Origin of the sequence: Mesorhizobium sp. (assembly GCF_004963255.1) — a bacterium.
Classification (GTDB): Bacteria; Pseudomonadota; Alphaproteobacteria; order Rhizobiales; family Rhizobiaceae; genus Mesorhizobium.
In genome coordinates this window covers 54,478-77,210 of the sequence record NZ_SUGA01000008.1, presented here as the reverse complement: position 1 = coordinate 77,210, position 22,733 = coordinate 54,478, and the positions used below count along the sequence as shown (strand labels likewise).

Genomic DNA, 22,733 nt, shown 5'->3' with positions numbered 1-22,733 from the left:
CGAGGAGAACATGCGGCTTGATACCTGCGCGAGCGCCCTGATTGTGACCGCATCGATTGTGGGTATGTCCGGCCTGGCGCGGGCGGACGGCCGGTCCTTCGATTGCCGAAAGGCGCGGTTGCCCACCGAAAAGGCGATCTGCGCCGACCCGCAAATGTCAGCCATCGACGCTTTGGTCACCAAGGCCTATGGCGGTTTTGAACCTGCCTTCGGCGGCGACAAGCGCAAGATCGCCAGGCAGTTGGTCGCTGACCGGAATGCCTGCAAGACAGATGCTTCCTGCATCGTCAGCGCCCAGAACAATGCGCTGCAGACATATGGCAGCGCGCCGTCATGGGTACAGGACTACAACATCGCGCTGATCGGCAAGAAGGCGCTCGACTTTGCTGCAAGGACGCCGAAGCCGACTGACCAGCCCCTGCCCGCGTCGATCGGAAATTGCGGCTTCACCCGCATCAAGACGCTGACGACAAGGCTGGGCGACGACCCGCTGGAAACCGCCAGTCCGGATGCCGGCAGCGCCGCGACGTTCACCAATGGCGGCACGGCGGTCTCCTACGACCGCGAACCGGGACTGGCGAGTTCCAAGGTCGGCGATCCGGTCGTCATGTGCCTGATCGCCATCCCGCGCGACTGTCCGAAAGACGATCTGCGCGGCAGGGTTTACTACGCCGTCGACCTCGCCGCCAAAGGCGCATGGGCCCTGCCGGACTCGCAGCACCTGTGCGGTGGCGCCTGAGGACCCCCGGCACCGCGCCGTGGAGTCCGGCGCGGCGGCCGGCCTTGCATCGTCACAACTTTGGTGGCTGACTGCCCTCCTGATTGCGGGCACGGGGGTGCATGGCAGTGATCGGCTACGTCCTGAAGCGCATCCTGATGGTGCTCGCCGGCTATCTGGTCGCGGTGCTTGCTGGCTTGATCGCGGTGGTGGTGATCTACGCGATATTGAGTTCGCTGCCCAACGCGCCGGGCTACTTCGGACTTATGGAATTCACCCCCGTCGCCGTCCTGGTCGTGCCGCCGCTCGGCATGTTCGTCTATTTCCTGACGATTATCCTGACGGGGATGCAGACGCTGGTCTTCGCATTGATCGCCGAATTCTTTTCGCTGCGCAGCTTCTGGCTGCATATCCTGTTCGGCGCCGCCGCTGCGGCGGCCGGCTTCATGCTGATATGGCCTGACGCCGCCGATGACCCGGAACGCTGGGCCGACATCGGCATCATCGCGGGCGGCGGCCTCGTGGCCGGCCTGATCTACTGGCTGATCGCCGGGCGCGACGCCGGCTTCCGCCGGCCGCTCATCAAAGCAATTCCAGGAAAAGTGTGAAGCGGTCAGGCTCGGCGGCATCGCCGTAGCCTTCCGTCCGGAATTGCTTGACGTTAACAGCGCTCAGCTTGAAGGCGTACGCACCGCTTCGGTCGCGTCCAGCGCCTGCATCAGCTTGGAATCGCGGTCATAGACGTCGTCGAAATACTCGACCTTGCCGGACATGTCGGGCCAGGCGGTGAAATAGGCGACATAGACCGGGATGACGCGTGTGACATTCTCGGTCGAATGCCCGTGCTTCAGCTTCTCGGCGATATCGTCGACAGAGGTGCCAAGCACCGCCGCCGCCATGCCCCGCGGATCCTGCAGGCGGATGCAGCCATGGCTGAGCGCCCGCATGTCTCGCGCGAAGAACGACTTCTGCGGTGTGTCGTGCATGTAGATAGCGTGCTTGTTGGGGAAGAGTATCTTCAACTCGCCGAGCGCGTTGGCCTCGCTTGGCTGCTGACGCACGCTGAACGGGATCTTGGAGCCGTAGGCGCCCCAGTCCACCTCCGACGACGGGATCTGCCTGCCGCGCGAATCCGTCACCTCATAGCCGGCCCGGTCGAGATAACCCGGATCGCTGCGCAGTCTCGGCAGCATCTCATTGACGATGATCGACTGCGGCACGCCCCAATAGGGGTGGAAGTCAACCTGCTTGATCTGGTTGTAGAAGAAGGCGGTCTGGTTGGTGACCCGGCCGATGACCGCGCGGGTCTTCAGCTTCTCCTCGCCATTGTCGATATAGCTGGCGGTGAAGGCCGGCTGGTTGATGAAGACGCGTGGACTGCCGAGATCCGATGGCAGCCAACGCAGTTCCTCGAGCGCCACCTTGACCTTCTCGATCCTGTCGGCTTTCGAAGCCCCGGCCAGCAAGGCCACTGTGCGCGGGCCGATGACGCCGTCGCCCTTCATGCCTTCCCGCTGCTGCACCGCCTTGATCACCGGCACCAGCTCAGGTTCGTAGACTTCGCTCTTGCCCAGCCTGGCAAGAACCTCGCCGTAGCTGCCGCCCATGTCGTCATCGAGATTGCGGGCAATCAGCGTCAGCAACTTCGGCAGTTCCGGGCTGCTCTCGCCGGGCTTGAGCAACAGCTTGGGATCGACGACGATCTCGTTTTCCTCGCTGGCTTCAAGCGCCTCCAGCTCGACGCGCAGCGCCTGGTACTCGGCGTTCTGCGGATGCCGCGATTCGAGATAGGTACGCACTTCCTGGGTATGGGCCAGCGTCTTCAACGCGCCTTCCAGATCGAACGGCTTGGCCGGGAAATCGTAATAGCCGGTCATCCGGTTGGGATCGACGCGGCCGCTCTGGGCATCATGGGCATAACGCAACACGCGCGCCGACAGCGCCATCTCGAAGTGGACCAGTTCCCTAGTCCGCTCTTCCGGCGTGGCGGAAGTCGCGGCCGCGGGGATATCGACGGAATAGTCGGCCGGCGTCAGACCATAACTCGCCGCCTCGCCCAGCACGCGCACGGCATCCTGTGCCCTGCTGTTGGGCGCGTTGTCGCTCACCCAGATGAAATCCGGATTGGCCGAGTAATAGGCAATCAGCGCCTTGGCGATGTCAGGCTCGGCGAACAGCTCATAGTCGCTCAGGCCGGCAACAGCATCTCGGAACGCGGAGCTCGTCACCGACGGGACAAAGGCGGCATCCTGCGCCGTTGCGGGCGGTGTCGCAGGCACCAGCGACTTGAAGTCGACGCGTACAAGCTTGTCGGCCCGGTAGGTGTTGTAGGTCGGGCTACTGATTCGGACGCTGCCGCCATCCTCTCCTGGCGGCCGTATCTTGCGTGGCTTCGGCGGCGGCGGAAATTCGCCCTGCGGATCGTGCCGGATGCCGCCGCCGAACAGCATGTCGAACAGCCCTTGCGCGCTTGCCGGCTGGTGCCCGAGGGCAAGCGTCGCCGCGATCGCGATCGGCACCGCCTTTTTGTTCCCGAGGAATTTCATGAATCACTCGCTCCGGTTGTCACCGGTTCCCGTTCCGCGCCGCTAAACGATCTCGCCCACCGCATGGCGGATGTAAGGCGCAACTATACTGATTCATACCGATTTCGTTAAGCTTCCATAAATTTCCATGGCCATGTTGCAGAACGGTTTCACATCCTTGTGAGACCCATGCGGCCAGCCTCGGTTCCCGCGATGCTTGCGCCATTGCGCCAGACATTGGCGGAACCGGCTCGGACGTGACAAACCCCGGCCGTTATGCTCGAAATCCTGGTCGCTTGAGCCGTGGCCTGGAGGATGCGCAGTGAAGAAAGGGTATCGCCAGCTTCTCGACGAGGCGAATGCCGAGATCGAGGTCGTGTCGCCGGAGGAGGCAGCGGGGCTGCTGGAGGATGACGCCACGATCTTCGTCGACCTGCGCGACCCGCGCGAGGTCGAGCGCGACGGCAAGATCCCCGGCGCCAAGCATGTGACGCGCGGCATGCTGGAATTCTGGATCGATCCCGAAAGCCCCTACCACAAGCCGTTCTTCGCTTCGGGCAAGACCTTCGTTTTCTTCTGCGCCGGCGGCTGGCGCTCGGCTTTAGCCACCAAGACGGCGCAGGACATGGGCTTGACCCCGGTCAAGCATATCCTCGGTGGCTACACCGCCTGGAAGGCGGCCGGCCTGCCGGTCGAGCCGGGGCAGAAAAAGAAGGCAGACTAACAGGCTGATTAGTGCAGGATCGATTCGCGCTGACCGGTCACGAAACCCACCGCTCGCGCAACGACATCCCTGTCGGCGAGGATCCGGCGGTGGCCGAGCCCATCGGCCCAATGCAGATGGACATGCTCGCCGGCGCCCGCGTAACGCCTGGCATGGTCGGCATGGACCTCGCGATCGTCCGGCGCGTGGATGATCAGCGTCGGCACCGGTGCCGTGGCAAGCTGGCGGTCGCCGGTGAACTCGCTCAGCGGCCGGCCCGACAGATGTTTCACCCGATCCGCCATGGCGATGCGGGAACGCGGCCCAACATTCATCATGTCGCTGAAGTCGTCGAAGATTGCCGGCAGCGAGCTCGGCGCCGCGATCAGCACCAGCTTTTGCGCCTTGAGCGGCGGTATGCCCTTGACCGAGGCCGCAACCGCATTGGCGGCAATCGCGCCGCCGAAGGAGTGGCCGACGACGGCGGCAAAGGGGCCGAACCATTCGCCCGCGACCCGCGCCGCATCCACCGCATTCACCATGTTGAGACGGCGGCCGAGCGAATGGCCATGCCCAGGCAAATCGAGCGAGACGACCTTGTAGCCGGCGCCGCGGAACCCTTCGATCAAGGCGCGCATATATTCGGTGCGCGAGCGCCAGCCATGAATGATGAGCACCGTGCCGCGCGATTCGGTGCCCGGCTCCGGCCGGAATTCATGCACGGCGATGCAATCCGTCCTTGTCTTCAGCCGGTGATGGCGGGCCTCGGCCATGAAGGCGGAGGCACGCTCGACTGCACGGCGCTCGCCGTCGCTCAGCGATTTGGCACTGGGTGTGCGGCAAAACAATTCGAACGCGGCGCGGCCGCCAAGACGCGGTGCAACATGCTCGGCTGCGCCGAAAACGCCCCGGATGACCTTCATTCCAAATGATGCCATATTGGCAGTCCATCCATTCGTTCAAGCATGAACATAATAGTTCAAACATGAACATTAAGCAAGAGCTGCCCTGGGATAACCCGCGCTTCCGCAACTGGGTGGCGGTGGCGCGCGCCTGCCATGTGCTGGAGCGCACGCTGGCCGTGAAGCTGGCGCCGCTCGACCTCAAGCCGGCGCAGCTCGACGTGCTGATGAACCTCTACCGTCATCCAGGCATGTCGCAGCACGACCTTGCCCGCAAGCTGCTGGTCGGCCGCTCCAACATCACGATGCTGTTGCCGCAGTTGGAAGCCCGCGGCCTGCTGCGCCGCGAAAGCGACGAGAAGGACAAGCGCGTGCTGCGGCTGAACCTCACCGAGGCCGGCGAAGCCCTGCTGATGAAGGCGCTGAAGGTTCACATGGCGCTGATCGAGAAGGCGATGAGCCAGTCGACTCCGGAACAATGCGACATGATCGGCGAGCAGATGCGCAAGATCGCCGACGTTCTGAAGGAAGCCTGAGCCGGCTTCCAATCACCACATGGTTTTCTTCGCCCGCTCCGGCCATTCCTGGTCGTACTTCTGGCCGTCGATGTTCTTGCGGCTGGTGACCTCGAGGATCTGGCCGGGCGTCGGCAGCGACTTCGGGTCGACATGCCTGGCCGGATTCCAGAGTTCCGAGCGCACGATGGCGCGGGCGCATTGGAAATAGACCGTGTCGACATCGATGACGGTGACCGAGCGAGCCGGCTTGCCGTCGACCATGAAGGACGCGCAAAGCCCGGCATCGGTCGTGATATGCGCGCGGCCGTTGATGCGCAGCGTGGTGCCCGAGCCCGGCACAAGAAACAGCAGCCCGACGCGCGGATCGCGAATGATGTTCTTCAGCGAATCGGCGCGGTTGTTGCCGCGCCTGTCCGGCATCATCAGCGTCTTCTGGTCGACGAGACGCACGAAGCCCGCGAGATCGCCGCGCGGTGAGCAATCCAGCCCTTCCGGCCTGCTGGTCGCCAGCGCTACGAAGGGCGAGGCCTCGATGAAGGCGGCGTATTCGGGAATCACATGGTCGAGCTCCTTGACGATCGAAGCTTCGCCCGGCAGCCCGTAAAGCGCCTCGAGCTGTTCGACGGATGTGATGCGCGACATCTTCTTTGCCTCCTGACCTTTTGCCGGCGCTACCCCATGACCATGACGCCTTGACGACAGCCGGCTGTCGACATTGGATTGCGATGTGCCAGGCTAACGGTCCCGGCTCAGCCCCTTCTCGGCCAGCTCCGCCAGATAAGCGTTCCAGCGCTGGTCCTTCTCATGGCCGAGCGTATGCAGATAGTTCCAGGTGAAGATGCCGGTGTCGTGGAAATCGTCGAAGGTGATGCGCACCGCGTAGTTCCCGACCGGCTCGATCTTGAGGATCGCGACATCGCGCTTGCCGGGGACCGTCACCCGCTGCTCCGGCGAATGGCCCTGCACTTCCGCCGACGGCGAAGCCACGCGCAGGAACTCCGCCGGCAATTCGAACGGCTGATGCCCCGGAAAGGTCACGGTCAAGAGCTTGCGGTCCTTGGAGACCCTGAGTTCCTTTGGCGCGGTCATGATTGGTCCTGTCTAGAGCCGGATGATTTCAGGTCGAATCGACCTGAAATCTGAATCCGTCTCTAAGTCAAAGAGATAGAGCATGATGTCGTCCGAAAAACCGCTTCACACTTTTCGGCATCATGCTCTGAGTTGCGCCCTTCCCTACGCCGCTTCGAGCGATGCGGAAAGCCACTTGAGGTCAGCCGACACGCGATGTCGGTCGGGGAATGTTACCAAAGATCAAGACCTTCTATCTTGAATGCGGCATCGGATCGTATCACATAGCCATATATAACGACGCCGCTAAAGGCCACGGGAAACGCTTGCCAATGGACATGATCGACCCCTTCGGTCGCACGATCAGCTACCTGCGCGTGTCGGTCACCGACCGCTGCGATTTCCGTTGCACCTATTGCATGGCCGAGGACATGACCTTCCTGCCGAAGAGGGATCTTCTGTCGCTGGAAGAGCTTGACCGGCTCTGCACCGTCTTCATCGAGAAGGGCGTGAAGAAGCTCAGGCTAACCGGCGGTGAGCCGCTGGTGCGCAAGAACATCATGCACCTGGTGCGCCAGCTGTCGCGTCATCTGGACAGCGGCGCGCTGGAAGAGCTGACGCTGACCACCAACGGCTCGCAGCTGTCGCGCTTCGCCGCAGAGCTCGCCGATTGCGGCGTCAAGCGCATCAATGTCTCGCTGGATACGCTCGATGCCGAAAAATTCCACCAGATCACGCGCTGGGGCAATCTCGGCAAGGTGATGGAAGGCATCGATGCCGCGCAGAAGGCAGGCTTGAAGATCAAGCTCAACGCGGTCGCGCTGCGCGACTTCAACGATGCCGAGATCCCCGAACTGATGCGCTGGGCGCACGGCCGCGGCATGGACCTCACCCTTATCGAGACGATGCCGATGGGCGAGATCGAGGCCGACCGCACCGACCAGTATCTGCCGCTGTCGCTGCTGCGCGCATCGCTGGAGCGCCAGTTCACGCTCGCCGATATCCCCTACAAGACCGGCGGCCCTGCCCGCTATGTCCATGTCACGGAGACCGGCGGCCGGCTCGGCTTCATCACACCGATGACGCATAATTTCTGCGAGAGCTGCAACCGCGTGCGACTGACCTGCACCGGCACACTCTACATGTGCCTCGGCCAGGAGGACGCTGCCGACCTCAGGGCGCCGTTGCGTGCCTCCGAGGGCAACGAACTGCTCGACGCGGCGATCGACGAGGCCATCGGCCGCAAACCCAAGGGCCATGATTTCATCATCGACCGCCGCACCAGCCGTCCTTCGGTCTCGCGGCATATGAGCGTCACCGGCGGCTGATTTTTTTCGCGGCTTGATGCATGATCGCCTTTGGTTGTTGGCCAAAGGGGGGAACATGCAGAATCGTCGGCGCATCGGCTGCCCGTCACCGGCGGCTATCCTTTTCCTGTCGGCAATCATCACGACAACGGCAACCGCCAAGCCGTTCACCTACGTGAATGCGCGGTTCGGCCAGTCATGCACATTTCCCGACGATATCTTCGACAAGCCGATGCCCGAACCGGAAAATGGCGATGGGCAGCAATGGCTTAGCGCCGACGGCGCCAGCCTGACCTGTTCCGGCATCTACAATGTCGATAACGACACCCCGAAGGGTTTCGTTGCCCAAGAGAAAGCAAGCACCGAACCGGGCTACAAGGTCACCTACAGCAAGACCGGCAAGAACTGGGCGGTGCTCTCTGGAAGCAAGGACGGCAAGGTCTTCTACGAACGGCGCCTGTTCGGAAAGGACGACGTCATCCGCACCGTCTGGATCGAATATCCCGCCGCGCTCAAGGCGAAATACGACCCTCTGGCCGGCGCGATCGCCAAGAGCCTCAGCGGCCCTTGAGGCGGACCGGCTCCCCTGAAAATAATGCGCTCGCACCCACCTTCCGCCCGATTTACCGCCGGCCTTTTCCGGCCTAGCCTTCGGGCGCGATTTTCGCTCTCAGGGGGAGTGCCATGCGCACATTCATACTTTCACTTGCAATGCTTGGGATTGCTTCCATACCGGCCGCCGCTCAGTCGATCGGCGGCACCTATACCGTCGCCGGCACCAACTTCGACGGCTCGAAATATGATGGCGAAGCCACCATCACGCTGACCAGCGACACAACCTGCACGATCCACTGGGAAACCGGCGGCTCGACCTCGGACGGTATCTGCATGCGTAACGACAATGCGTTTTCTGCCGGCTATGCGATGGGCAAGGAAGTCGGTCTCGTCGTCTACAAGATCGAGAAGGACGGCTCCCTGCATGGGCTGTGGACCATCGCCGGCCAGAACGGCAACGGCACCGAAGTGCTGACGCCGAAATAAGTCTTCCGAACCTTGGCAAATCGATCTCGTGGGCCACGCAGAACTTCGTGGCCCATTTCTTTGCCGTTGCTGTTTTCCGGTCGCCTGCTACGGCTTGATCTAGAAAAAGAATCCGGAAACGCCTTTGCCTCTTTCACCAAACCTGCGCGGCGCGCTGTTCATGATCGTGGCCATGGTCGGCTTCACCTTGAACGATGCGATCACCAAATTTTCTTCCGAATCGATGAACATGGCGCAGGTCATGCTGGTGCGCGGCGCCTTCGCGTCTCTCTTCGTCGGCCTGCTTGCCTGGCGGCGCGGCGCGCTCGTCAATCCGGCCGCCATGCTGCAGCCGATGGTGGCCATGCGCGTGGCCGGCGAAGCCGGCGCCACGGTGTCGTTCCTGATCGCGCTTGCGCATCTGCCGATCGGCAATGTCTCCGCCGTCATGCAGGCATTGCCGCTGGCGGTCACCATGGGCGCGGCGCTGGTATTCGGCGAAAGCGTCGGCTGGCGACGCTGGACCGCCATTGCCGCCGGCTTCGTCGGCGTGCTGATCATCGTGCGGCCGGGATTCGACGGTTTCAGCGTCTATTCGCTGGTGGCGTTGGCCAGCGTCGCCTGCTGCGCGGTGCGTGACCTTTCCACCAAGCGCATCCCGCAAGCGATCCCGACGATGCTGGTGTCGACAGCGACCGCGCTCGCCATGACCGTGCTGGGAGCGCTGCTTTTGTCGCCGATGGGCGGCTGGACGCCGATGAGCGGCCGGTCGACCATGCTTCTGGCGCTCGCGGCGGTGCTGGTGCTCATCGGCTACCAGTTCATCATCATGGCGATGCGCTCGGGCGACATCTCCTTCATCGCGCCGTTCCGCTACACCGCCCTGCTCTGGTCGATCCTGCTCGGCCTCGTCATTTTCGGCGATGTTCCCGACCTGCCCATGATCGTCGGCGCCGCCATTATCATCGGCTCCGGCCTCTATGCGCTCTACCGCGAGCGCGTCGTCGGCAGGCAGCAGCCTGCCGCTGAAAGCGCTGGACCCGACATGGCGCCGGACGGCATATAGGCCGATGGACCGAAATGTTGCGGGGATCATTCTGGCGGGAGGCCAGTCGCGCCGAATGGGCGGCGGCGACAAGCCGCTGCTTTCATTGGGCAAAGCCAGGCTGATCGACCATGTCGCCGCGCGATTGAAGCCGCAGGTCGCGACGCTCGGGCTCAACGCGAACGGCGATCCGGCGCGATTTGCCGGCACGGGCCTGCCGGTGATCGAGGACACGGTGCCGGGCCATGCCGGACCGCTGGCAGGCATCCTCGCCGGCCTTGAATGGGCGGCGAAGCAAACAACCTGCCGGTGGCTGATGAGCGCCGCCGGCGACACGCCATTCTTCCCCGACACCCTCGTCGAGCGCCTCGCCGCCGCAACCCGCGAGCGGCCAGGCGCGATTGCCGTCGCCAGTTCGGGCGGCAGGTGGCATCCAACCTTCGCGCTCTGGCCGCTCGGCCTGCGCGACACCCTGCGCCATTTCCTCGTAGACGAAGACAACCGGCGGGTTTCGGCCTTCATGGAGCGCCAGGGCTATGTCGAGGTCGAATTCCCGATGATCGAGGCCGGCAGCCAGAAGATCGATCCGTTCTTCAACGTCAACACGCCGGACGATCTTGCGGCAGCGGAGCGTCTGTTGCAAAGCCTTCGGCCATGAGACGTATATTCGGCATCACCGGCTGGAAAAATTCCGGCAAGACAACCCTGACGGAAAAGCTGGTCACCGAGCTGGTGGCGCGCGGCTGGACGGTTTCGACGGTGAAGCATGCCCACCATGACTTCGACATCGACAAGCCGGGTACCGACTCCTTTCGCCATCGGCAGGCGGGCGCCACCGAGGTCGCGATCGTTTCCGGCCGGCGCTGGGCGCTGATGCACGAATTGCGGGGCGAGGACGAGCCGACGCTCGACAATATTCTGGCGCGCCTAGCGCCCTCGGACATCGTGCTGGTCGAAGGCTACAAGCGCGAAGCGCACAAGAAGATCGAGGCAAGGCGGCTCGAGGCCAAGGACCGGACGCCGCTTTCAGCCAACGATCCCAACATAGTCGCGGTCGCCGCCGACTTTCCGGTCGAAGGCGAAGGCCTGCCGGTTTTCGACCTCAACGACACCAAATCGATAGCCGACTTCGTCGAGCGCAGCACAGGTCTCGTCGCTGAAACCGAGTAACGCAGCGGCAGATCGGGATTGTCGTTTGCCGTTGATTTGCAGTTGCTTTTTTCTCGCAAAGAGTGGGAGTATCCGCCTCAGCGGGCGGTAACGAAGCTCCGCCCACAAGAGCCGCACGGGACAGCGGCCATGACAATATGAGAGGATTATCATGCGTATTGCACTGCGTTTCGCGCTTGCCGCTTCGGCCGCGCTGCTGACACTTGGCGTCGCCCAGGCTCAGGAAAAGACCCTGAGGATCGGCACCGAAGGCGCGTACCCGCCCTTCAACAACCTGACTTCGGACGGCCAGCTGGTCGGCTTCGACATCGATATCGCCAAGGCGCTTTGCGACGAGATGAAGGTGAAGTGCACCTTCGTCGCGCAGGATTGGGACGGCATCATCCCGGCGCTCCAGGCCGGCAAGTTCGACGCCATCGTGGCCTCGATGTCGATCACGCCCGAGCGCCAGGAAAAGGTCGACTTCACCCACAAATACTACAACACCCCCTCGGCTATCGCCGTGCCGAAGGATTCGCCGCTCAAGGGCGTGACCAAGGAAGACCTGGCCGGCAAGAATATCGGCGTCGCCACCACGACCACGCACTACAATTATGCCTCCAAGACCTACACGGACAGCACCATCAAGGGCTATCCGAGCAGCCCCGAGGAGCAGGCCGACCTCGCCAATGGCCGTCTCGACGCGATTGAGGACGATATCGTCGTGCTGCAGCAATGGCTGGATACGCCAGACGGCGCCTGCTGCAAGATCCTCGGCCAGCCCTCGCCGCAGCCGGTCGAGATCTTCGGACCGGGCGCCGGCATTGCCGTGCGCAAGGGCGAGACCGATCTTGTCAACAAGCTGAACGAAGCGATCGACACTATTCGCAAGAACGGAAAGTACAAGGAAATCAACGACAAATACTTCAAGTTCGACGTCTACGGCGCCGAATCCTGATCGTCACGCCAAGGGCGGTGAGGCACCCCTCGCCGCCCCTCTCTTCTCCCGGGATCGCCACGGAGACACGACCCGTCAATGCCGGCCCAAAGTATTTGGACACTTCTCAGCTGGGGACCGGACGGCTGGAGTGACGACATTGCGTCTGGCGTTCTGGTTACCATCGTGCTGGCGCTCGCCACACTGCCGATCGGCCTGACGATCGGCTTTTTCGTCGCCTTTGCCAAGCAGCATGAAGAGCCGTCGCTGCGGCTCGCCGCCAACATCTACACCACGGTCTTTCGCGGCCTGCCGGAACTGGTGACGCTCTTCCTGTTCTTCTTCGGCATGCCGCTTCTGCTGCAATACTTGGTGCGGCTGTTCAATCCGAATGCCACGGTCGACGTCAACAGCTTCATCGCCGGCATGATCGTGCTGTCGCTCATCTTCTCCTCCTATGCCAGCGAAGTCTTCCTTTCCGCGTTTCGTGCCATTCCGAAAGGCCAGTATGAGGGCGGCTACGCCATCGGCCTGGCGAAATGGCAGACGATGCGGCTGATCATCCTGCCGCAGCTGATACGCATCGCCTTCCCCGGCCTCGAGAATTGCTGGCTGAGCCTGCTGAAGGACACCTCGCTGGTCTCGGTGGTCAATCTCGCCGAGACCTTGCGCCAGTCCGGGGTCGCGGCGCGCGTCACCAAGCATGCCTTCCTGTTCTACAGCGTCGCGGCGCTGATCTTCCTGGCTCTCGCCATCCTGTCGTCGATCGCCACCGGCCATATTCTGCGTCATCTCGGGCGGAGGGCGGTGCGATGAGCGTCAGCCAGGCCATCGTTGTCGACAAGCCGCCCCCTCTGGCCCGCGGCTGGCCGCGCGCCCGCATCGTCGGCTACGCACTGGTCGGCGTATGGATCCTCTTCGGTCTCGGCATCGTCGCCTATCTCGTCTACGCCTGGAATCCAGAGTTCTTCGCCCGTTACGCGCCGGCCTATCTGCAGGGCCTGGGAACGACCCTGTCGCTGGTTTCCATCTCGATGGTGCTGGGAGCGATCTTCTCGCTGCCGGTCGCCTATGGCCGCATGTCGAAGAACTGGATCCTGTCCGGGCTTGCCTATTGCTATGTCTATTTCTTCCGCGGCACGCCGCTGCTGGTGCAGACCTATCTCGTATATTACGGCGTCGGTTCCTTCCGGCCGGAGCTGGAAACGGTCGGATTGTGGTGGTTCTTCCGTGAAGCCTTCTATTGCGGTGTCTTTGCCTTCTCGCTCAACACCGCTGCCTATCAGGCCGAAATCCTGCGCGGCGCCATCGAAAGCGTGCCGCGCGGCCAATGGGAGGGCGCTGCCTCGCTCGGCCTGCACAAATTGCAGACGCTGCGCAAGGTCATCCTGCCGCAAGCGATCATCGTCGCGCTCAGGCCCTACGGCAACGAGCTCATCCTGATGATCAAGGCCTCGGCGATCGTCGCCATCATCACGGTCTACGATCTGATGGGCAACGCCAAGCTCGCCTATGCGAAATCCTTCGACATCCAGGCCTATATCTGGGTGGCGATCGTCTACCTGGTGATGGTCGAGATCCTGCGCCACGGTGTCGAATGGATCGAGCGCCGCATCACCGTCCACCTGCATCGCTAAGCAATTCCAGGAAAAGTGTGAAGCGGTTTTCCGTCCGGAATTGAGCTAAACAAAGAGACATCCCGGCATCGCCTGTGCCAGTCGATGCGGCTTGCCACGCCTTGACGAATTCGCTGCATGGCCTAGACGTTCCGGCACTGAAATCTCTGTGTTGGAAGGCAGGTCTATGGCATCGGTTGCATTTCTCGGTCTTGGCGTCATGGGCTATCCGATGGCCGGGCACCTCAGAAACAAGGGCGGCCACGACGTCACCGTCTACAACCGCACCAGGGCAAAAGCCGAGAAGTGGGTGGCCCAGCATGGCGGCAAGCTGGCGCTAACGCCGGCCGAAGCAGCCGAAGGCAAGGACTTCGTCTTCTCTTGCGTCGGCAATGACGACGATTTGCGTTCGGTGACGACCGGCGCGAATGGCGCCTTCGCCGCGATGAAGAAGGGTTCCGTCTTCATCGACAACACCACCGCCTCGGCCGAGGTCGCGCGCGAGTTGGACGAAGCCGCGCGCAAGGCAGGCTTCTCCTTTCTCGATGCGCCCGTGTCCGGCGGCCAGGCCGGCGCCGAGAACGGTGTCCTGACCGTCATGGTCGGCGGCGATGAGGCCGCTTTCGACAAGGCGAGGCCCGTCATCGACTCCTACGCCCGCATGGTCGGGCTGATGGGCTCGGCCGGCGCCGGCCAGCTGACGAAAATGATCAACCAGATCTGCATCGCAGGCCTCGTCCAGGGCCTGGCCGAAGGCATCCATTTCGGTAAGAAAGCCGGCCTCGACATCGAAAAGGTGGTCGAGGTGATCTCGAAAGGCGCCGCCGGCTCCTGGCAGATGGAGAACCGCCACAAGACGATGAACGCCGGCAAATATGAATTCGGCTTCGCCGTCGACTGGATGCGCAAGGACCTGGGCATCTGCCTGGCGGAAGCCAACCGCAACGGCGCCAAGCTGCCGGTGACCGCGCTTATCGACCAGTTCTACAAGGATGTGCAGGACATGGGCGGCAAGCGCTGGGACACTTCCTCGCTGCTTGCGCGCCTGGAAAAATAGGCGACGGATGGGCCTGCCCGATCCGAGCTGGAGCGCCGACGACATCGTCGCGCACCTACGCGCGATCGGCACGGAAGCGAATTTGGCAGGCATGGCGCGCTTCGGCATCAACACGGCGAGCGCGCTTGGCATCGGCAATTCCGATTTGCGGCCGCTGGCGCGCACGCTCAAGAAGAACCACGAGCGATCGCTTCTGCTGTGGGACAGCGGCATCCGGGAGGCGCGGCTGCTGGCGGCCTTCACCGGCGAGCCGAAGAAGGTCGACATCGACCTATGCCGGCGCTGGGCCGCGGATTTCGACAGCTGGGAGATCGTCGACACCGTTGCCGACCTGTTTGCCGAAACGCCGTTCTGGCGCGACCTGATCGACGAATTCGCCGAAGACGACCGCGAATTCGTCCGCCGCACCGCCTTAGCCATGCTCGCCTGGAGCACCGTCCATCTCAAGAAAGAGCCGGACGCAACCTTCCTTGCCTATCTGCCGCTGATCGAGAAACATGCCCGCGATCCGCGCAATTTCGTCCGCAAGGCGGTCAATTGGGCGCTGCGGCAGATCGGCAAGCGCTCGATGAGCCTGCATGCCCCTGCCCTTGCGCTGGCGGAAAAACTGGCCGCATCGTCGGACAGGACGGCGCGCTGGATCGGCAGGGATGCGGTGAAGGAACTGACGGATGCCAAACAGCTCGCAAGGCTCGCAGCCGCAAAAGCCTGACCTGATCGGCATCCGCTTTGTCGAGGTGACGCAACAAACGCGTGGCCGTCTCGAAGACCTGTTCGAGCAGCCCGGCGCGCCGAAATATTGCTGGTGCATGGCCTGGCGCCATTCCAGTCGCGAGCACATTGAGAACGATGAGAAGAAGCGCATGATAATGGCGCTCATCGACGCCGGAACTCCCGTGGGCATCGTCGCCGAGCTGGACGGCAAAGCGGTCGGCTGGTGCTCGGTCGCGCCGCGCGAGACCTATCGGAAACTTTCAAAGCAGCAGGACGATAGCGAGACCGGCATATGGTCGATCGTCTGCTTCTATGTGCCGAGGGCTTTGCGTGGCGGCGGCCTGGCCTCCGCCCTGCTCGACGCAGCGATCGACCACGCCTTCGGCAAAGGCGCGCGCGTCATCGAAGCCTATCCCGTCGACGAGGCCGCGCCCAGCTATCGCTTCATGGGCTTTCGCGACATGTTCGTCGCGCGGGGCTTCCATGAAATCGGCACCGCCGGTACACGCCGGCATGTGATGCGGCTGGACCGGTGAACGCGGATTGGTCACAACGCTTTTACTCGATTCCGCAAACGGACTGACGGAGGATGGGGCGACCATGAGCAAGCGTTTCAAATCATTTGCGGCGCTGACAGCCGCGCTCCTGCTCGCCGCCTCGGGAGCCGACGCCGCGGCTGATGTCGCGCATATCCTCTGGAAGGATCTGCGCCCAGCCACGCAAGCGATCGCCGAGGACGCGAACCTGCCGATGATCGCGGCAAAACTGCCCGACCATGGCGAGACACTGTCGCTCAATCTGCAGGACAAGGCCATACAATTAGCCGGCTATGCGTTGCCGGTCGATCGCGACGGCGACCTCGTCTACCAGTTCCTGCTGGTGCCGTGGACCGGCGCCTGCAGCCACATGCCGACGCCGCCGCCGAACCAGATCGTGCTGGTGACGCCGGCGCATCCCTACAAGATGAAAGAGGCTTACGACCCGGTCGCCATCACCGGCGTGTTGCAGCCTGGAATGGAGAAGAGCCAGCTCTTCATCCTGGACGGCGTCTCGATCGTGCAGTCCGGCTACACGGTGCGAAAGGCCGAGGTGGCCAGCGTCGACAGCGTGCCGGACACGGTCACCCTGCCGGTCAGCTCGCCGTGGAGTTTTCTCAACAAAAAGAAGAACTAACGCCCGGGATCTGGCATCGCGCTCACGCAGCGTTAGCGCCCGATTCCTTGTCCAGCACCATGTAGTCGAGCGGAATTTCCGTCGTGTACTTGATCTGCTCCATGGCGAAGGACGAGGACACGTCGCGGATCTCGATCTTGGCGATCAGGCGCTTGTAGAAGGCGTCATAGGCGGCGATGTCGGGCACCACGACGCGCAGCAGGTAATCGACGTCGCCGCTCATGCGGTAGAACTCGACCACCTCCGGAAATTCCTGGATGACCTCGGAGAAGCGCCGCAGCCATTCATGGCTGTGCGAATTGGTGCGGATCGACACGAAGACGGTGACGCGCACATTGACCTTCTCATGGTCGAGGATGGCGACGCGCCGCTTGATGACGCCCTCTTCCTCGAGCTTCTGGATACGCCGCCAGCAGGGCGTGGTCGACAGGCCGACTTTCTTGGCGACGTCGGCCACCGCAAGCGTGGCGTCCTCCTGCAGGAGGCGGAGAATTTTTCTGTCGAGGCGATCCATGGGGAGGCTCCAGGGGAATAGTTTGGCTATAATCCCTTTTATCGGAGCCTTTCACAAGAAAGAAATTCTGCCGAAGGCGCCAAATGCGAGTGATATCTTGCGGAATGCCTAACCAATGCGATAGCGGATTTCCGACCTCAGGAAGGGCAGCAAATCCATTTCAAACCATGGATTCTTCTTCAGCCAGCCGCTGTTCCGCCACGATGGATGCGGCAGCGGCAGCACTTTTGGACTGGCCGGCGCATCCCAGATGGCGCGCCAATTCCTGACCGTCTCGGTGAGCGACGGCAGTCGCGTCGTGCCCATATGCCATGCCTGTGCGTAGCCGCCTATGGTCAGCACCAGGTCGATCTGCGGCATCAGCGCCATCAACTGAGCGCGCCAGGCCGGCGCGCATTCGCGACGCGGCGGCAGGTCGCCGCCCTTGGCGTCTTGGCCGGGAAAGCAGAAGCCCATCGGCACGATGGCGAACTTTTCCGTGTCGTAGAACTCTTCGCTGCTGACGCCGAGCCAGCTTCTGAGGCGATCTCCGGAAGCGTCTGTGAAGGGCATGCCCGAGATGTGAACCTTGGTGCCCGGCGCCTGGCTGGCGAGCAGGATGCGGGCGCTCGCGGACGGTCGCAATACCGGGCGCGGCTCGTGCGGCAACGCCCGGCCAAGCGGCTGGTCTACGCAGATGCGGCAGCCCCGCACCCTCGCCGTGAAGCGCTCCAATGCTTGGCTCATATCGGGCGGATTATCCAATCTTCGTCGCTCAGGCCGTCGCGCTTGGCCGGCTCGTCAGCGCCGCGTACCAGCGCAGCACATTCGTGAACTCCTCAGGCACCTTGATGCGGGCCGGCTTCATGAAATCGATAGCGATCATTCCGGTGATATCGGCGACCGAATAGGCATCGCCGGCGGCGAATTCGCGCTGCGCCAGTTCATGATCGAGCAGGTGCAGGAAATCGATCGCCTTCGGCTTGTTGGCCTCGCCCCATTCCGGGATCTGCGGCACTTCCCATTCCTTCATAGCCGGATGGATATGCCGGAACGCGGCCGCGACGCTGACCATGAGATTCAGTTCCAGGCGTCTTTGCCACATCTCGACTTTTGCCTTGCCGAGCGCACCCGTGCCGAACAGCGCGGGCTCGGGATGCAGCTCCTCGAAATAGCGGCAAATGGCGATCGATTCGGTGATGACGGTACCGTCATCGAGCTCGAGCACCGGCAGGCGCCGCAGCGGATTGCGCTGCGCCACTTCTTCGCCGCGATGCTCCAGCGCAGCCATGTCGACGGGCACAAGCGGCACCGTCAGTCCCTTCTCGGCAAGAAAGACGCGCACACGCCGGGGATTGGGCGCGCGGCCGCCGTCGAACAGCTTCATTCCATCCTCCAGTTTCTCCACCGGATCATAGGGCTCGGATACGCCCGTCACCAGAAGCGAAAGAACTCGCGCAACGCGTCGCTCAGCGAGGCAAGCGTGCCGTGCTTTCTCTCGACCGGCGCGTCATGATGGCTGTCGCGCCAGTCCCGAGGCTCCTCGAAAGTGCCCGCCCAGATGCCGACCTTGGCCGCTCTCGCCACCGCTTCCTCGGTTTCGAAGTCGCCGAAAGCAACCGCCCATCCGGCCTGCACCTGGGCCTGGTTCAGGTCGGTGTCGCCTGCCCTGCAGTAGCCGAGCAGCCTGCCGTAACGGTCGCGCTGCCAGCCGCTGCAGGAAACCGGCCTGCCGGCGATCAGCCGTACCAGCGATTGCCGCGCCAGCTTGCCGCAGGGATAGTCGGCGCCGGCCTTCTGGCAGGTCTGCTGGTACTCGGGAGCATCGATGCCGCGCATGCGGATGCGCTCGGTCCCGAGCGTGATCGAATCGCCGTCATTGACGATCGCCGTGCCTTGCTCCTTGCGAGTCTCGAAGCGATCGAGCCGCGCCGCCACCAGGATCAGCAACCCGAGCAGGAGGAAGGCCAGCCCATAGTCCAGCAGCTTGCGCCACGGGCTGCGCGGCGGGCTCGCCGCATAGCGCCGGCGCGGTCCTCGCGGCCCGAAACGGCTCATATGGCAAACAGTCTCTTAATCATTCGAACGTAGCTTAACGAACTGAAAATCGCTGCGCGCAGAAATTGAAGTCCGTATGCCTTTGCTACGCTCGAACACAGCGGATAAATTCATTGTGGACCGCCGCAAACCACACCGCAACAGCGATGTGGCGCGCGCGGTGCGCAAGACGCGCGACCGCCTTTCGCAACAGGCCGGCAGCCTCGACTTCGATCGCGAACTCCTGAAACTCCATGCGCGCGCCATGGTGGTCAGCGCGGTCGCGATTCCCCTGCTCGTGCTCGCCGTAGCGGCCATCGGCCGGCTGGCGGGCATGGACGGCCAAGTCACCATCTGGGCTTTGGCGACGCTGCTTTGCTACACCATCGTCGCTTTCATGGCGCGTCGCGTCGAGCGAACCGAGGCCGCCGAACTCGACCCGGCGCAGACGCGCCGCGACTTCCTGATCGGCCATTTCCTGTGTGGCCTTGGCTGGGCGTGGTTCGCATGGATCGGCTGCGACACCTGCCAGATCGACCAGTTCCATGTCGCCAAGGCCATGGTGCTGCTGATCGCCATGGCGACGACCGCGGTGATGGCCTCCTCGCTTGGCGGCGCGCTGTTCGCGACCTTCGCCATTCCTGTTGCCGTTTATGTCTACACTATTATGCATCTGTGGACGCCGATCGAAGCCACGATGGCAGCATTGCTCATCGCAGCACTTCCGTTCTTCGGCTATGTGGCGCGCCACCTCAATCAGGCCTCGTTGATGGTGCTGTCCTTCCGCTCGGAGAAGGACGCGCTCATTGCCGAGGTGGAGACGGCGAAATCGATGTCGGACGAAGCAAGGCGGCGCGCCGAAGATGCCAACCTTGCGAAATCGCGCTTTCTCGCCTCGATGAGCCACGAGCTCAGGACGCCGCTCAACGCCATTCTTGGCTTCTCCGAAGTGATGGCCAATGAAGTGCTGGGTCCGATGAACAATCCGACCTACCGCGACTATGCGCATGATGTGCACGAGTCCGGCCAGCATTTGCTCGACCTGATCAACGAGATCCTTGACCTGTCGCGCATCGAGGCCGGCCGCTACCAGCTCAACGAGGAGCCGGTGATGCTGGTGACCATCGTCGAGGACTGCTGCCACATGATGGAATTGCGGGCCCGCAACAAGGACATCCGCATCCTCCAGGAGTTCGAGGAGACCTTGCCGCGCCTTTTTGCCGACGAGCGCGCGGTGCGTCAGATCACGCTCAACCTCCTGTCCAATTCGATTAAGTTCACCCCGTCCGGCGGCGAAGTGCGCGTGCGCGTCGGCTGGACCGCCGGCGGCGGCCAGTACGTTTCGGTCAAGGACAATGGTCCGGGCATACCGGAAGAAGAAATCCCGGTGGTGCTTTCCGCTTTCGGCCAGGGCTCGATTGCTATCAAGAGCGCCGAACAGGGAACCGGCCTGGGCCTGCCGATCGTGCAAGGCCTGCTCGCGATGCATGGCGGCACGTTCGAGCTTCATTCCAAGTTGCGTGAAGGCACGGAGGCGATTGCCATTTTCCCGCTGAGCCGGGTGATGGAGGAACTGCCTGCCCTGCCGACCAAGACGGTCGCCACGCGCGGCCGCCGCTGACGTCATCCGCGGCGTTATAGCCGGACAGCCATCGCCATGCCCGAGCTGGTCAGCGCCGCGGCTTTGACGATGCCGGCAGCGAGCGCAGCCCCTACCCCTTCGCCATGGCTGATGCCGAAATCGAGCAGCGGCCGCAGTCCGAGCCTTTCGGCGGCCTTGGCATGGCCAGGCTCGGGCGACAGACCGGCAAGCAGACAATGATCGAGCGCACCGGGGCTGGCGGCGTGCAGAACAGCGGCTGCGGCAGTCGCCACGAATCCGTCGAGCAAAACAGGAATCTTCTCCATGCGGGCCGCAAGAATAGCGCCGCAGATCGCCGCGAACTCGCGGCCGCCGATCCGTCGCAGGGCCTCCAGCGGATCGCCGAGGCCGGAGCCATGAAACGCCAGCGCCCGGTCCACGACCTCGGCTTTTCGCGCCATCATCGCCGCATCGGCGCCAGACCCCGGCCCAACCCAATCCGTACCCTTGCCGCCGAACAGCGCGGCGCAGAGCGCGGCGGCGATCGTCGAATTGCCAACCCCGAGATCACCCAGGCACAACAGGTCGGCGCCGCCGGCGACCGCCTCCATGCCGAAGGCCATGGTCGCGGCGCAGCCGCGCTCGTCGAGCGCGGCTTCCTCGGTGATGTCGCCTGTGGGGATATCCAATGCCAGGTCGAAGACTTTCAGGCCAAGATCGTTGGCGATGCAGACCTGGTTGATCGCGGCCCCGCCGGCGGCGCAGAGCTCGACCTCATTGGCGGTCGCAGCCACACGCCGCGGCGAAATGCCCTGCCTGACGGCGCCGTGATTGCCGGCGAAGATGGCCACCAGCGGCCGGTTGAACGCCGGCGGCGCCCGCCCGCTCCAAGCGGCAATCCAGGCCGCGATGTCCTCGATCCTGCCCAGCGATTCGTTCGGCTTGTCCGCCTTGGCAAACAGCGCGCGGACACGCGCGGCCGCCGCGTCATCGGCAGGCGGCAGCGCCGTCAGGAGGCTTCGGAAATCATCGAAAGGCTTAGCAGGCATTTGCGTCGGTCGCGGTTCGTTGCGGAAATCGCAAGCGGCATAGCCGCCTTCTGCAGCCGGCACAACCGCCCGACGATGCCGCGAACGCGTTGCCTTGCGGCGCATTGCGGAGGGCTTGCATTGCTCCGGCGGTTGCACCATGTGGAATGAACGCAAGAGAACACTATGACCGCCATCGAATCCCCCTGCATCCTGGTCTGTTCGATCGATATGAAAACCGGGTTCTGCTTCGGTTGTGGCCGCACGCGCGACGAAATTTCCGGTTGGCTCGCGATGACCCCTGACACACGCCGGGCGGTGATGGCCGAACTGCCGGCGCGGCTCGAAACGGTGGAGCGCCGGCCGCGCCGCGAAACCCGCCGTGCCCGCATGGCGCGCGAACGCGGCGTTCTGTGAGAAGAAACTGATGAACCGGCTGTTCTGGATCGTCATGGCGGTGATCGGCGTCGGGCTGGTGCTGCTGATGCTCAACAACTCGGCCGGCCACACTTTCGGCATGAACAACAATGATTTCGGCCGGCTGATCTGGGTCGGCGTGCTGGTCATGGTGATCGGCGCGAGCCTGCTCCGCTCGGGCCGGCCGCTAGGCGACATGGCACGCAATATCGGAATCTGGGCCGCACTGATCCTCGTGCTGATCGCCGGCTATCAGTATCGCTACGAGCTGCAGGATGTCGTGAGCCGCGTGACCGCCGGCCTGGTGCCGGGCAGCCCGCTGGCGCTCGGTGTGGAGAATGGCCGACCGACCGTCACGCTCGACAAGGCCGACAATGGCCATTTCGAGGCCCACATCCTGGTCAACGGCGCGCCGGTGCGCGCCGTCGTCGACACCGGCGCGACCAGCACCGTGCTGACATCGCAAGACGCCCAGGCCGCGGGTTTCAACCCGGCGGCGCTCAGCTACAGCGTCGACGTCTCCACCGCCAACGGCATGGCGCGCGCAGCGACGGTCAGGACCAACGAGGTGGCGATCGGCGGCATCGTGCGCAAGGATATGACGGTGATGGTCGCCGCGCCCGGCATGCTGGAACAAAGCCTGCTTGGCATGAACTTCATCGGTTCGTTGTCGGGTTTCGACGTGCGCGGCGACCGCATGATCCTGCGGGATTAATCGGATCGA

Annotated in this window: 29 protein-coding genes; 20 read left to right on the top strand and 9 right to left on the bottom strand. The window is 63.3% G+C overall.

Annotated elements, in window-relative coordinates; all coding sequences use genetic code 11:
• Positions 1-154 precede the first annotated feature (154 nt).
• The gene (locus E5X34_RS11665) at positions 155-739 is read left to right on the top strand and encodes a hypothetical protein (RefSeq protein WP_292564410.1); all 585 of its coding nucleotides are present in this window, start codon (positions 155-157) and stop codon (positions 737-739) included.
• Positions 740-840: 101 nt separating this feature from the next.
• Positions 841-1,326, top strand: a complete 486-nt coding sequence (locus E5X34_RS11660) for a hypothetical protein (RefSeq protein WP_292564407.1) — start codon at positions 841-843, stop codon at positions 1,324-1,326.
• Between the two features lie 63 nt (positions 1,327-1,389).
• Here E5X34_RS11660 and E5X34_RS11655 read toward each other — a convergent pair whose 3' ends face one another.
• Complete coding sequence (locus E5X34_RS11655; RefSeq protein WP_292564404.1) at positions 1,390-3,264, bottom strand: murein L,D-transpeptidase; 1,875 nt, start codon at positions 3,262-3,264, stop codon at positions 1,390-1,392.
• 301 nt (positions 3,265-3,565) lie between these two features.
• On the opposite strand from E5X34_RS11655, the gene E5X34_RS11650 reads away from it, so the two are divergent.
• Positions 3,566-3,967, top strand: a complete 402-nt coding sequence (locus E5X34_RS11650) for a rhodanese-like domain-containing protein (RefSeq protein WP_040982805.1) — start codon at positions 3,566-3,568, stop codon at positions 3,965-3,967.
• Positions 3,968-3,975: 8 nt separating this feature from the next.
• Here the strand turns inward: E5X34_RS11650 and E5X34_RS11645 are convergent, their stop codons facing one another.
• On the bottom strand, positions 3,976-4,884 hold the full coding sequence (locus E5X34_RS11645; RefSeq protein ID WP_292564400.1) for an alpha/beta hydrolase: 909 nt from the start codon (positions 4,882-4,884) through the stop codon (positions 3,976-3,978).
• A 47-nt stretch (positions 4,885-4,931) separates the two neighbouring features.
• Here E5X34_RS11645 and E5X34_RS11640 point away from each other — a divergent pair, with 47 nt between their 5' ends.
• Positions 4,932-5,384, top strand: a complete 453-nt coding sequence (locus tag E5X34_RS11640) for a MarR family transcriptional regulator (RefSeq protein ID WP_127878657.1) — start codon at positions 4,932-4,934, stop codon at positions 5,382-5,384.
• Between the two features lie 12 nt (positions 5,385-5,396).
• On the opposite strand, the gene E5X34_RS11635 is transcribed toward E5X34_RS11640, so the two are convergent.
• Both E5X34_RS11635 and E5X34_RS11630 read right to left on the bottom strand, forming a co-directional pair.
• Positions 5,397-6,008 carry a pyridoxamine 5'-phosphate oxidase family protein gene (locus tag E5X34_RS11635; RefSeq protein WP_292564395.1) on the bottom strand — a complete coding sequence of 204 codons (612 nt, stop codon included), beginning with the start codon at positions 6,006-6,008 and terminating at the stop codon, positions 5,397-5,399.
• Between the two features lie 93 nt (positions 6,009-6,101).
• A complete protein-coding gene (locus tag E5X34_RS11630; RefSeq protein ID WP_127878661.1) occupies positions 6,102-6,455 on the bottom strand; it encodes a DUF971 domain-containing protein in 354 nt (117 codons plus the stop codon).
• A 311-nt stretch (positions 6,456-6,766) separates the two neighbouring features.
• Between E5X34_RS11630 and moaA the strand changes: the two genes are divergently transcribed.
• From moaA to E5X34_RS11565, 13 genes are all read left to right on the top strand, one after another.
• Positions 6,767-7,762, top strand: coding sequence for a GTP 3',8-cyclase MoaA (moaA, locus tag E5X34_RS11625; RefSeq protein ID WP_292564391.1), 996 nt, complete (start codon positions 6,767-6,769; stop codon positions 7,760-7,762).
• 55 nt (positions 7,763-7,817) lie between these two features.
• A complete protein-coding gene (locus E5X34_RS11620; protein ID WP_127868083.1) occupies positions 7,818-8,312 on the top strand; it encodes a hypothetical protein in 495 nt (164 codons plus the stop codon).
• A gap of 113 nt (positions 8,313-8,425) precedes the next feature.
• Complete coding sequence (locus E5X34_RS11615; RefSeq protein ID WP_127878665.1) at positions 8,426-8,782, top strand: hypothetical protein; 357 nt, start codon at positions 8,426-8,428, stop codon at positions 8,780-8,782.
• 124 nt (positions 8,783-8,906) lie between these two features.
• On the top strand, positions 8,907-9,827 hold the full coding sequence (locus E5X34_RS11610; RefSeq protein WP_127868085.1) for a DMT family transporter: 921 nt from the start codon (positions 8,907-8,909) through the stop codon (positions 9,825-9,827).
• A 4-nt stretch (positions 9,828-9,831) separates the two neighbouring features.
• Positions 9,832-10,464, top strand: a complete 633-nt coding sequence (mobA, locus tag E5X34_RS11605; protein ID WP_292564385.1) for a molybdenum cofactor guanylyltransferase MobA — start codon at positions 9,832-9,834, stop codon at positions 10,462-10,464.
• Positions 10,461-10,976: a molybdopterin-guanine dinucleotide biosynthesis protein B gene (mobB, locus tag E5X34_RS11600; RefSeq protein ID WP_292564382.1), complete on the top strand. Its 516-nt coding sequence runs from the start codon at positions 10,461-10,463 to the stop codon at positions 10,974-10,976. Before mobA ends, mobB begins: the two co-directional genes overlap by 4 nt.
• 151 nt (positions 10,977-11,127) lie before the next feature.
• Positions 11,128-11,913, top strand: coding sequence for an ABC transporter substrate-binding protein (locus E5X34_RS11595; protein ID WP_292564379.1), 786 nt, complete (start codon positions 11,128-11,130; stop codon positions 11,911-11,913).
• A 78-nt stretch (positions 11,914-11,991) separates the two neighbouring features.
• Positions 11,992-12,708 carry an ABC transporter permease gene (locus E5X34_RS11590; protein WP_292564377.1) on the top strand — a complete coding sequence of 239 codons (717 nt, stop codon included), beginning with the start codon at positions 11,992-11,994 and terminating at the stop codon, positions 12,706-12,708.
• Positions 12,705-13,529, top strand: a complete 825-nt coding sequence (locus tag E5X34_RS11585) for an ABC transporter permease (protein WP_292564374.1) — start codon at positions 12,705-12,707, stop codon at positions 13,527-13,529. The genes E5X34_RS11590 and E5X34_RS11585 overlap by 4 nt, the downstream gene beginning before the upstream one ends.
• Before the next feature lie 166 nt (positions 13,530-13,695).
• The gene (locus E5X34_RS11580; RefSeq protein WP_292564371.1) at positions 13,696-14,565 is read left to right on the top strand and encodes an NAD(P)-dependent oxidoreductase; all 870 of its coding nucleotides are present in this window, start codon (positions 13,696-13,698) and stop codon (positions 14,563-14,565) included.
• A gap of 7 nt (positions 14,566-14,572) precedes the next feature.
• Positions 14,573-15,277: a DNA alkylation repair protein gene (locus E5X34_RS11575; RefSeq protein WP_292564368.1), complete on the top strand. Its 705-nt coding sequence runs from the start codon at positions 14,573-14,575 to the stop codon at positions 15,275-15,277.
• A complete protein-coding gene (locus tag E5X34_RS11570) occupies positions 15,237-15,815 on the top strand; it encodes a GNAT family N-acetyltransferase (protein WP_292564365.1) in 579 nt (192 codons plus the stop codon). The genes E5X34_RS11575 and E5X34_RS11570 overlap by 41 nt, the downstream gene beginning before the upstream one ends.
• A 64-nt stretch (positions 15,816-15,879) precedes the next feature.
• On the top strand, positions 15,880-16,452 hold the full coding sequence (locus E5X34_RS11565; RefSeq protein WP_292564362.1) for a DUF3299 domain-containing protein: 573 nt from the start codon (positions 15,880-15,882) through the stop codon (positions 16,450-16,452).
• A 22-nt stretch (positions 16,453-16,474) separates the two neighbouring features.
• Here E5X34_RS11565 and E5X34_RS11560 read toward each other — a convergent pair whose 3' ends face one another.
• The 4 genes from E5X34_RS11560 to E5X34_RS11545 form a co-directional block, all read right to left on the bottom strand.
• The gene (locus E5X34_RS11560; RefSeq protein WP_006205209.1) at positions 16,475-16,966 is read right to left on the bottom strand and encodes an Lrp/AsnC family transcriptional regulator; all 492 of its coding nucleotides are present in this window, start codon (positions 16,964-16,966) and stop codon (positions 16,475-16,477) included.
• 108 nt (positions 16,967-17,074) lie between these two features.
• The gene (locus tag E5X34_RS11555; RefSeq protein ID WP_292564359.1) at positions 17,075-17,692 is read right to left on the bottom strand and encodes a uracil-DNA glycosylase family protein; all 618 of its coding nucleotides are present in this window, start codon (positions 17,690-17,692) and stop codon (positions 17,075-17,077) included.
• A 28-nt stretch (positions 17,693-17,720) separates the two neighbouring features.
• Positions 17,721-18,332: a glutathione S-transferase gene (locus tag E5X34_RS11550; protein WP_292564357.1), complete on the bottom strand. Its 612-nt coding sequence runs from the start codon at positions 18,330-18,332 to the stop codon at positions 17,721-17,723.
• A gap of 47 nt (positions 18,333-18,379) precedes the next feature.
• Positions 18,380-19,003, bottom strand: coding sequence for a thermonuclease family protein (locus E5X34_RS11545; RefSeq protein WP_292564354.1), 624 nt, complete (start codon positions 19,001-19,003; stop codon positions 18,380-18,382).
• A gap of 76 nt (positions 19,004-19,079) precedes the next feature.
• Between E5X34_RS11545 and E5X34_RS11540 the strand changes: the two genes are divergently transcribed.
• Positions 19,080-20,603, top strand: a complete 1,524-nt coding sequence (locus E5X34_RS11540) for a HAMP domain-containing sensor histidine kinase (RefSeq protein WP_292564351.1) — start codon at positions 19,080-19,082, stop codon at positions 20,601-20,603.
• A gap of 14 nt (positions 20,604-20,617) precedes the next feature.
• Here E5X34_RS11540 and E5X34_RS11535 read toward each other — a convergent pair whose 3' ends face one another.
• A complete protein-coding gene (locus E5X34_RS11535; protein WP_292564348.1) occupies positions 20,618-21,613 on the bottom strand; it encodes a nicotinate-nucleotide--dimethylbenzimidazole phosphoribosyltransferase in 996 nt (331 codons plus the stop codon).
• Positions 21,614-21,778: 165 nt separating this feature from the next.
• Between E5X34_RS11535 and E5X34_RS11530 the strand changes: the two genes are divergently transcribed.
• Together E5X34_RS11530 and E5X34_RS11525 are read left to right on the top strand one after the other, a co-directional pair.
• Positions 21,779-22,009: a DUF1289 domain-containing protein gene (locus tag E5X34_RS11530; protein ID WP_292564345.1), complete on the top strand. Its 231-nt coding sequence runs from the start codon at positions 21,779-21,781 to the stop codon at positions 22,007-22,009.
• A 10-nt stretch (positions 22,010-22,019) separates the two neighbouring features.
• Positions 22,020-22,724, top strand: coding sequence for a TIGR02281 family clan AA aspartic protease (locus E5X34_RS11525; protein ID WP_292564342.1), 705 nt, complete (start codon positions 22,020-22,022; stop codon positions 22,722-22,724).
• Positions 22,725-22,733 lie beyond the last annotated feature (9 nt).

What these genes read in the sequence shown, in the direction of transcription:
- E5X34_RS11665 (WP_292564410.1), top strand. Translation starts at nt 155, where the DNA reads ATGTCAGCCATCGACGCTTTGGTCACCAAGGCCTATGGCGGTTTTGAA.
- E5X34_RS11660 (WP_292564407.1), top strand. Translation starts at nt 841, where the DNA reads ATGGCAGTGATCGGCTACGTCCTGAAGCGCATCCTGATGGTGCTCGCC.
- E5X34_RS11655 (WP_292564404.1), bottom strand. Translation starts at nt 3,264, where the DNA reads ATGAAATTCCTCGGGAACAAAAAGGCGGTGCCGATCGCGATCGCGGCG.
- E5X34_RS11645 (WP_292564400.1), bottom strand. Translation starts at nt 4,884, where the DNA reads ATGGCATCATTTGGAATGAAGGTCATCCGGGGCGTTTTCGGCGCAGCC.
- E5X34_RS11640 (WP_127878657.1), top strand. Translation starts at nt 4,932, where the DNA reads ATGAACATTAAGCAAGAGCTGCCCTGGGATAACCCGCGCTTCCGCAAC.
- E5X34_RS11635 (WP_292564395.1), bottom strand. Translation starts at nt 6,008, where the DNA reads ATGTCGCGCATCACATCCGTCGAACAGCTCGAGGCGCTTTACGGGCTG.
- E5X34_RS11630 (WP_127878661.1), bottom strand. Translation starts at nt 6,455, where the DNA reads ATGACCGCGCCAAAGGAACTCAGGGTCTCCAAGGACCGCAAGCTCTTG.
- moaA (WP_292564391.1), top strand. Translation starts at nt 6,767, where the DNA reads ATGGACATGATCGACCCCTTCGGTCGCACGATCAGCTACCTGCGCGTG.
- E5X34_RS11620 (WP_127868083.1), top strand. Translation starts at nt 7,818, where the DNA reads ATGCAGAATCGTCGGCGCATCGGCTGCCCGTCACCGGCGGCTATCCTT.
- E5X34_RS11615 (WP_127878665.1), top strand. Translation starts at nt 8,426, where the DNA reads ATGCGCACATTCATACTTTCACTTGCAATGCTTGGGATTGCTTCCATA.
- mobA (WP_292564385.1), top strand. Translation starts at nt 9,832, where the DNA reads ATGGACCGAAATGTTGCGGGGATCATTCTGGCGGGAGGCCAGTCGCGC.
- mobB (WP_292564382.1), top strand. Translation starts at nt 10,461, where the DNA reads ATGAGACGTATATTCGGCATCACCGGCTGGAAAAATTCCGGCAAGACA.
- E5X34_RS11595 (WP_292564379.1), top strand. Translation starts at nt 11,128, where the DNA reads ATGCGTATTGCACTGCGTTTCGCGCTTGCCGCTTCGGCCGCGCTGCTG.
- E5X34_RS11590 (WP_292564377.1), top strand. Translation starts at nt 11,992, where the DNA reads ATGCCGGCCCAAAGTATTTGGACACTTCTCAGCTGGGGACCGGACGGC.
- E5X34_RS11585 (WP_292564374.1), top strand. Translation starts at nt 12,705, where the DNA reads ATGAGCGTCAGCCAGGCCATCGTTGTCGACAAGCCGCCCCCTCTGGCC.
- E5X34_RS11580 (WP_292564371.1), top strand. Translation starts at nt 13,696, where the DNA reads ATGGCATCGGTTGCATTTCTCGGTCTTGGCGTCATGGGCTATCCGATG.
- E5X34_RS11575 (WP_292564368.1), top strand. Translation starts at nt 14,573, where the DNA reads ATGGGCCTGCCCGATCCGAGCTGGAGCGCCGACGACATCGTCGCGCAC.
- E5X34_RS11570 (WP_292564365.1), top strand. Translation starts at nt 15,237, where the DNA reads ATGCCAAACAGCTCGCAAGGCTCGCAGCCGCAAAAGCCTGACCTGATC.
- E5X34_RS11565 (WP_292564362.1), top strand. Translation starts at nt 15,880, where the DNA reads ATGAGCAAGCGTTTCAAATCATTTGCGGCGCTGACAGCCGCGCTCCTG.
- E5X34_RS11560 (WP_006205209.1), bottom strand. Translation starts at nt 16,966, where the DNA reads ATGGATCGCCTCGACAGAAAAATTCTCCGCCTCCTGCAGGAGGACGCC.
- E5X34_RS11555 (WP_292564359.1), bottom strand. Translation starts at nt 17,692, where the DNA reads ATGAGCCAAGCATTGGAGCGCTTCACGGCGAGGGTGCGGGGCTGCCGC.
- E5X34_RS11550 (WP_292564357.1), bottom strand. Translation starts at nt 18,332, where the DNA reads ATGAAGCTGTTCGACGGCGGCCGCGCGCCCAATCCCCGGCGTGTGCGC.
- E5X34_RS11545 (WP_292564354.1), bottom strand. Translation starts at nt 19,003, where the DNA reads ATGAGCCGTTTCGGGCCGCGAGGACCGCGCCGGCGCTATGCGGCGAGC.
- E5X34_RS11540 (WP_292564351.1), top strand. Translation starts at nt 19,080, where the DNA reads ATGCCTTTGCTACGCTCGAACACAGCGGATAAATTCATTGTGGACCGC.
- E5X34_RS11535 (WP_292564348.1), bottom strand. Translation starts at nt 21,613, where the DNA reads ATGCCTGCTAAGCCTTTCGATGATTTCCGAAGCCTCCTGACGGCGCTG.
- E5X34_RS11530 (WP_292564345.1), top strand. Translation starts at nt 21,779, where the DNA reads ATGACCGCCATCGAATCCCCCTGCATCCTGGTCTGTTCGATCGATATG.
- E5X34_RS11525 (WP_292564342.1), top strand. Translation starts at nt 22,020, where the DNA reads ATGAACCGGCTGTTCTGGATCGTCATGGCGGTGATCGGCGTCGGGCTG.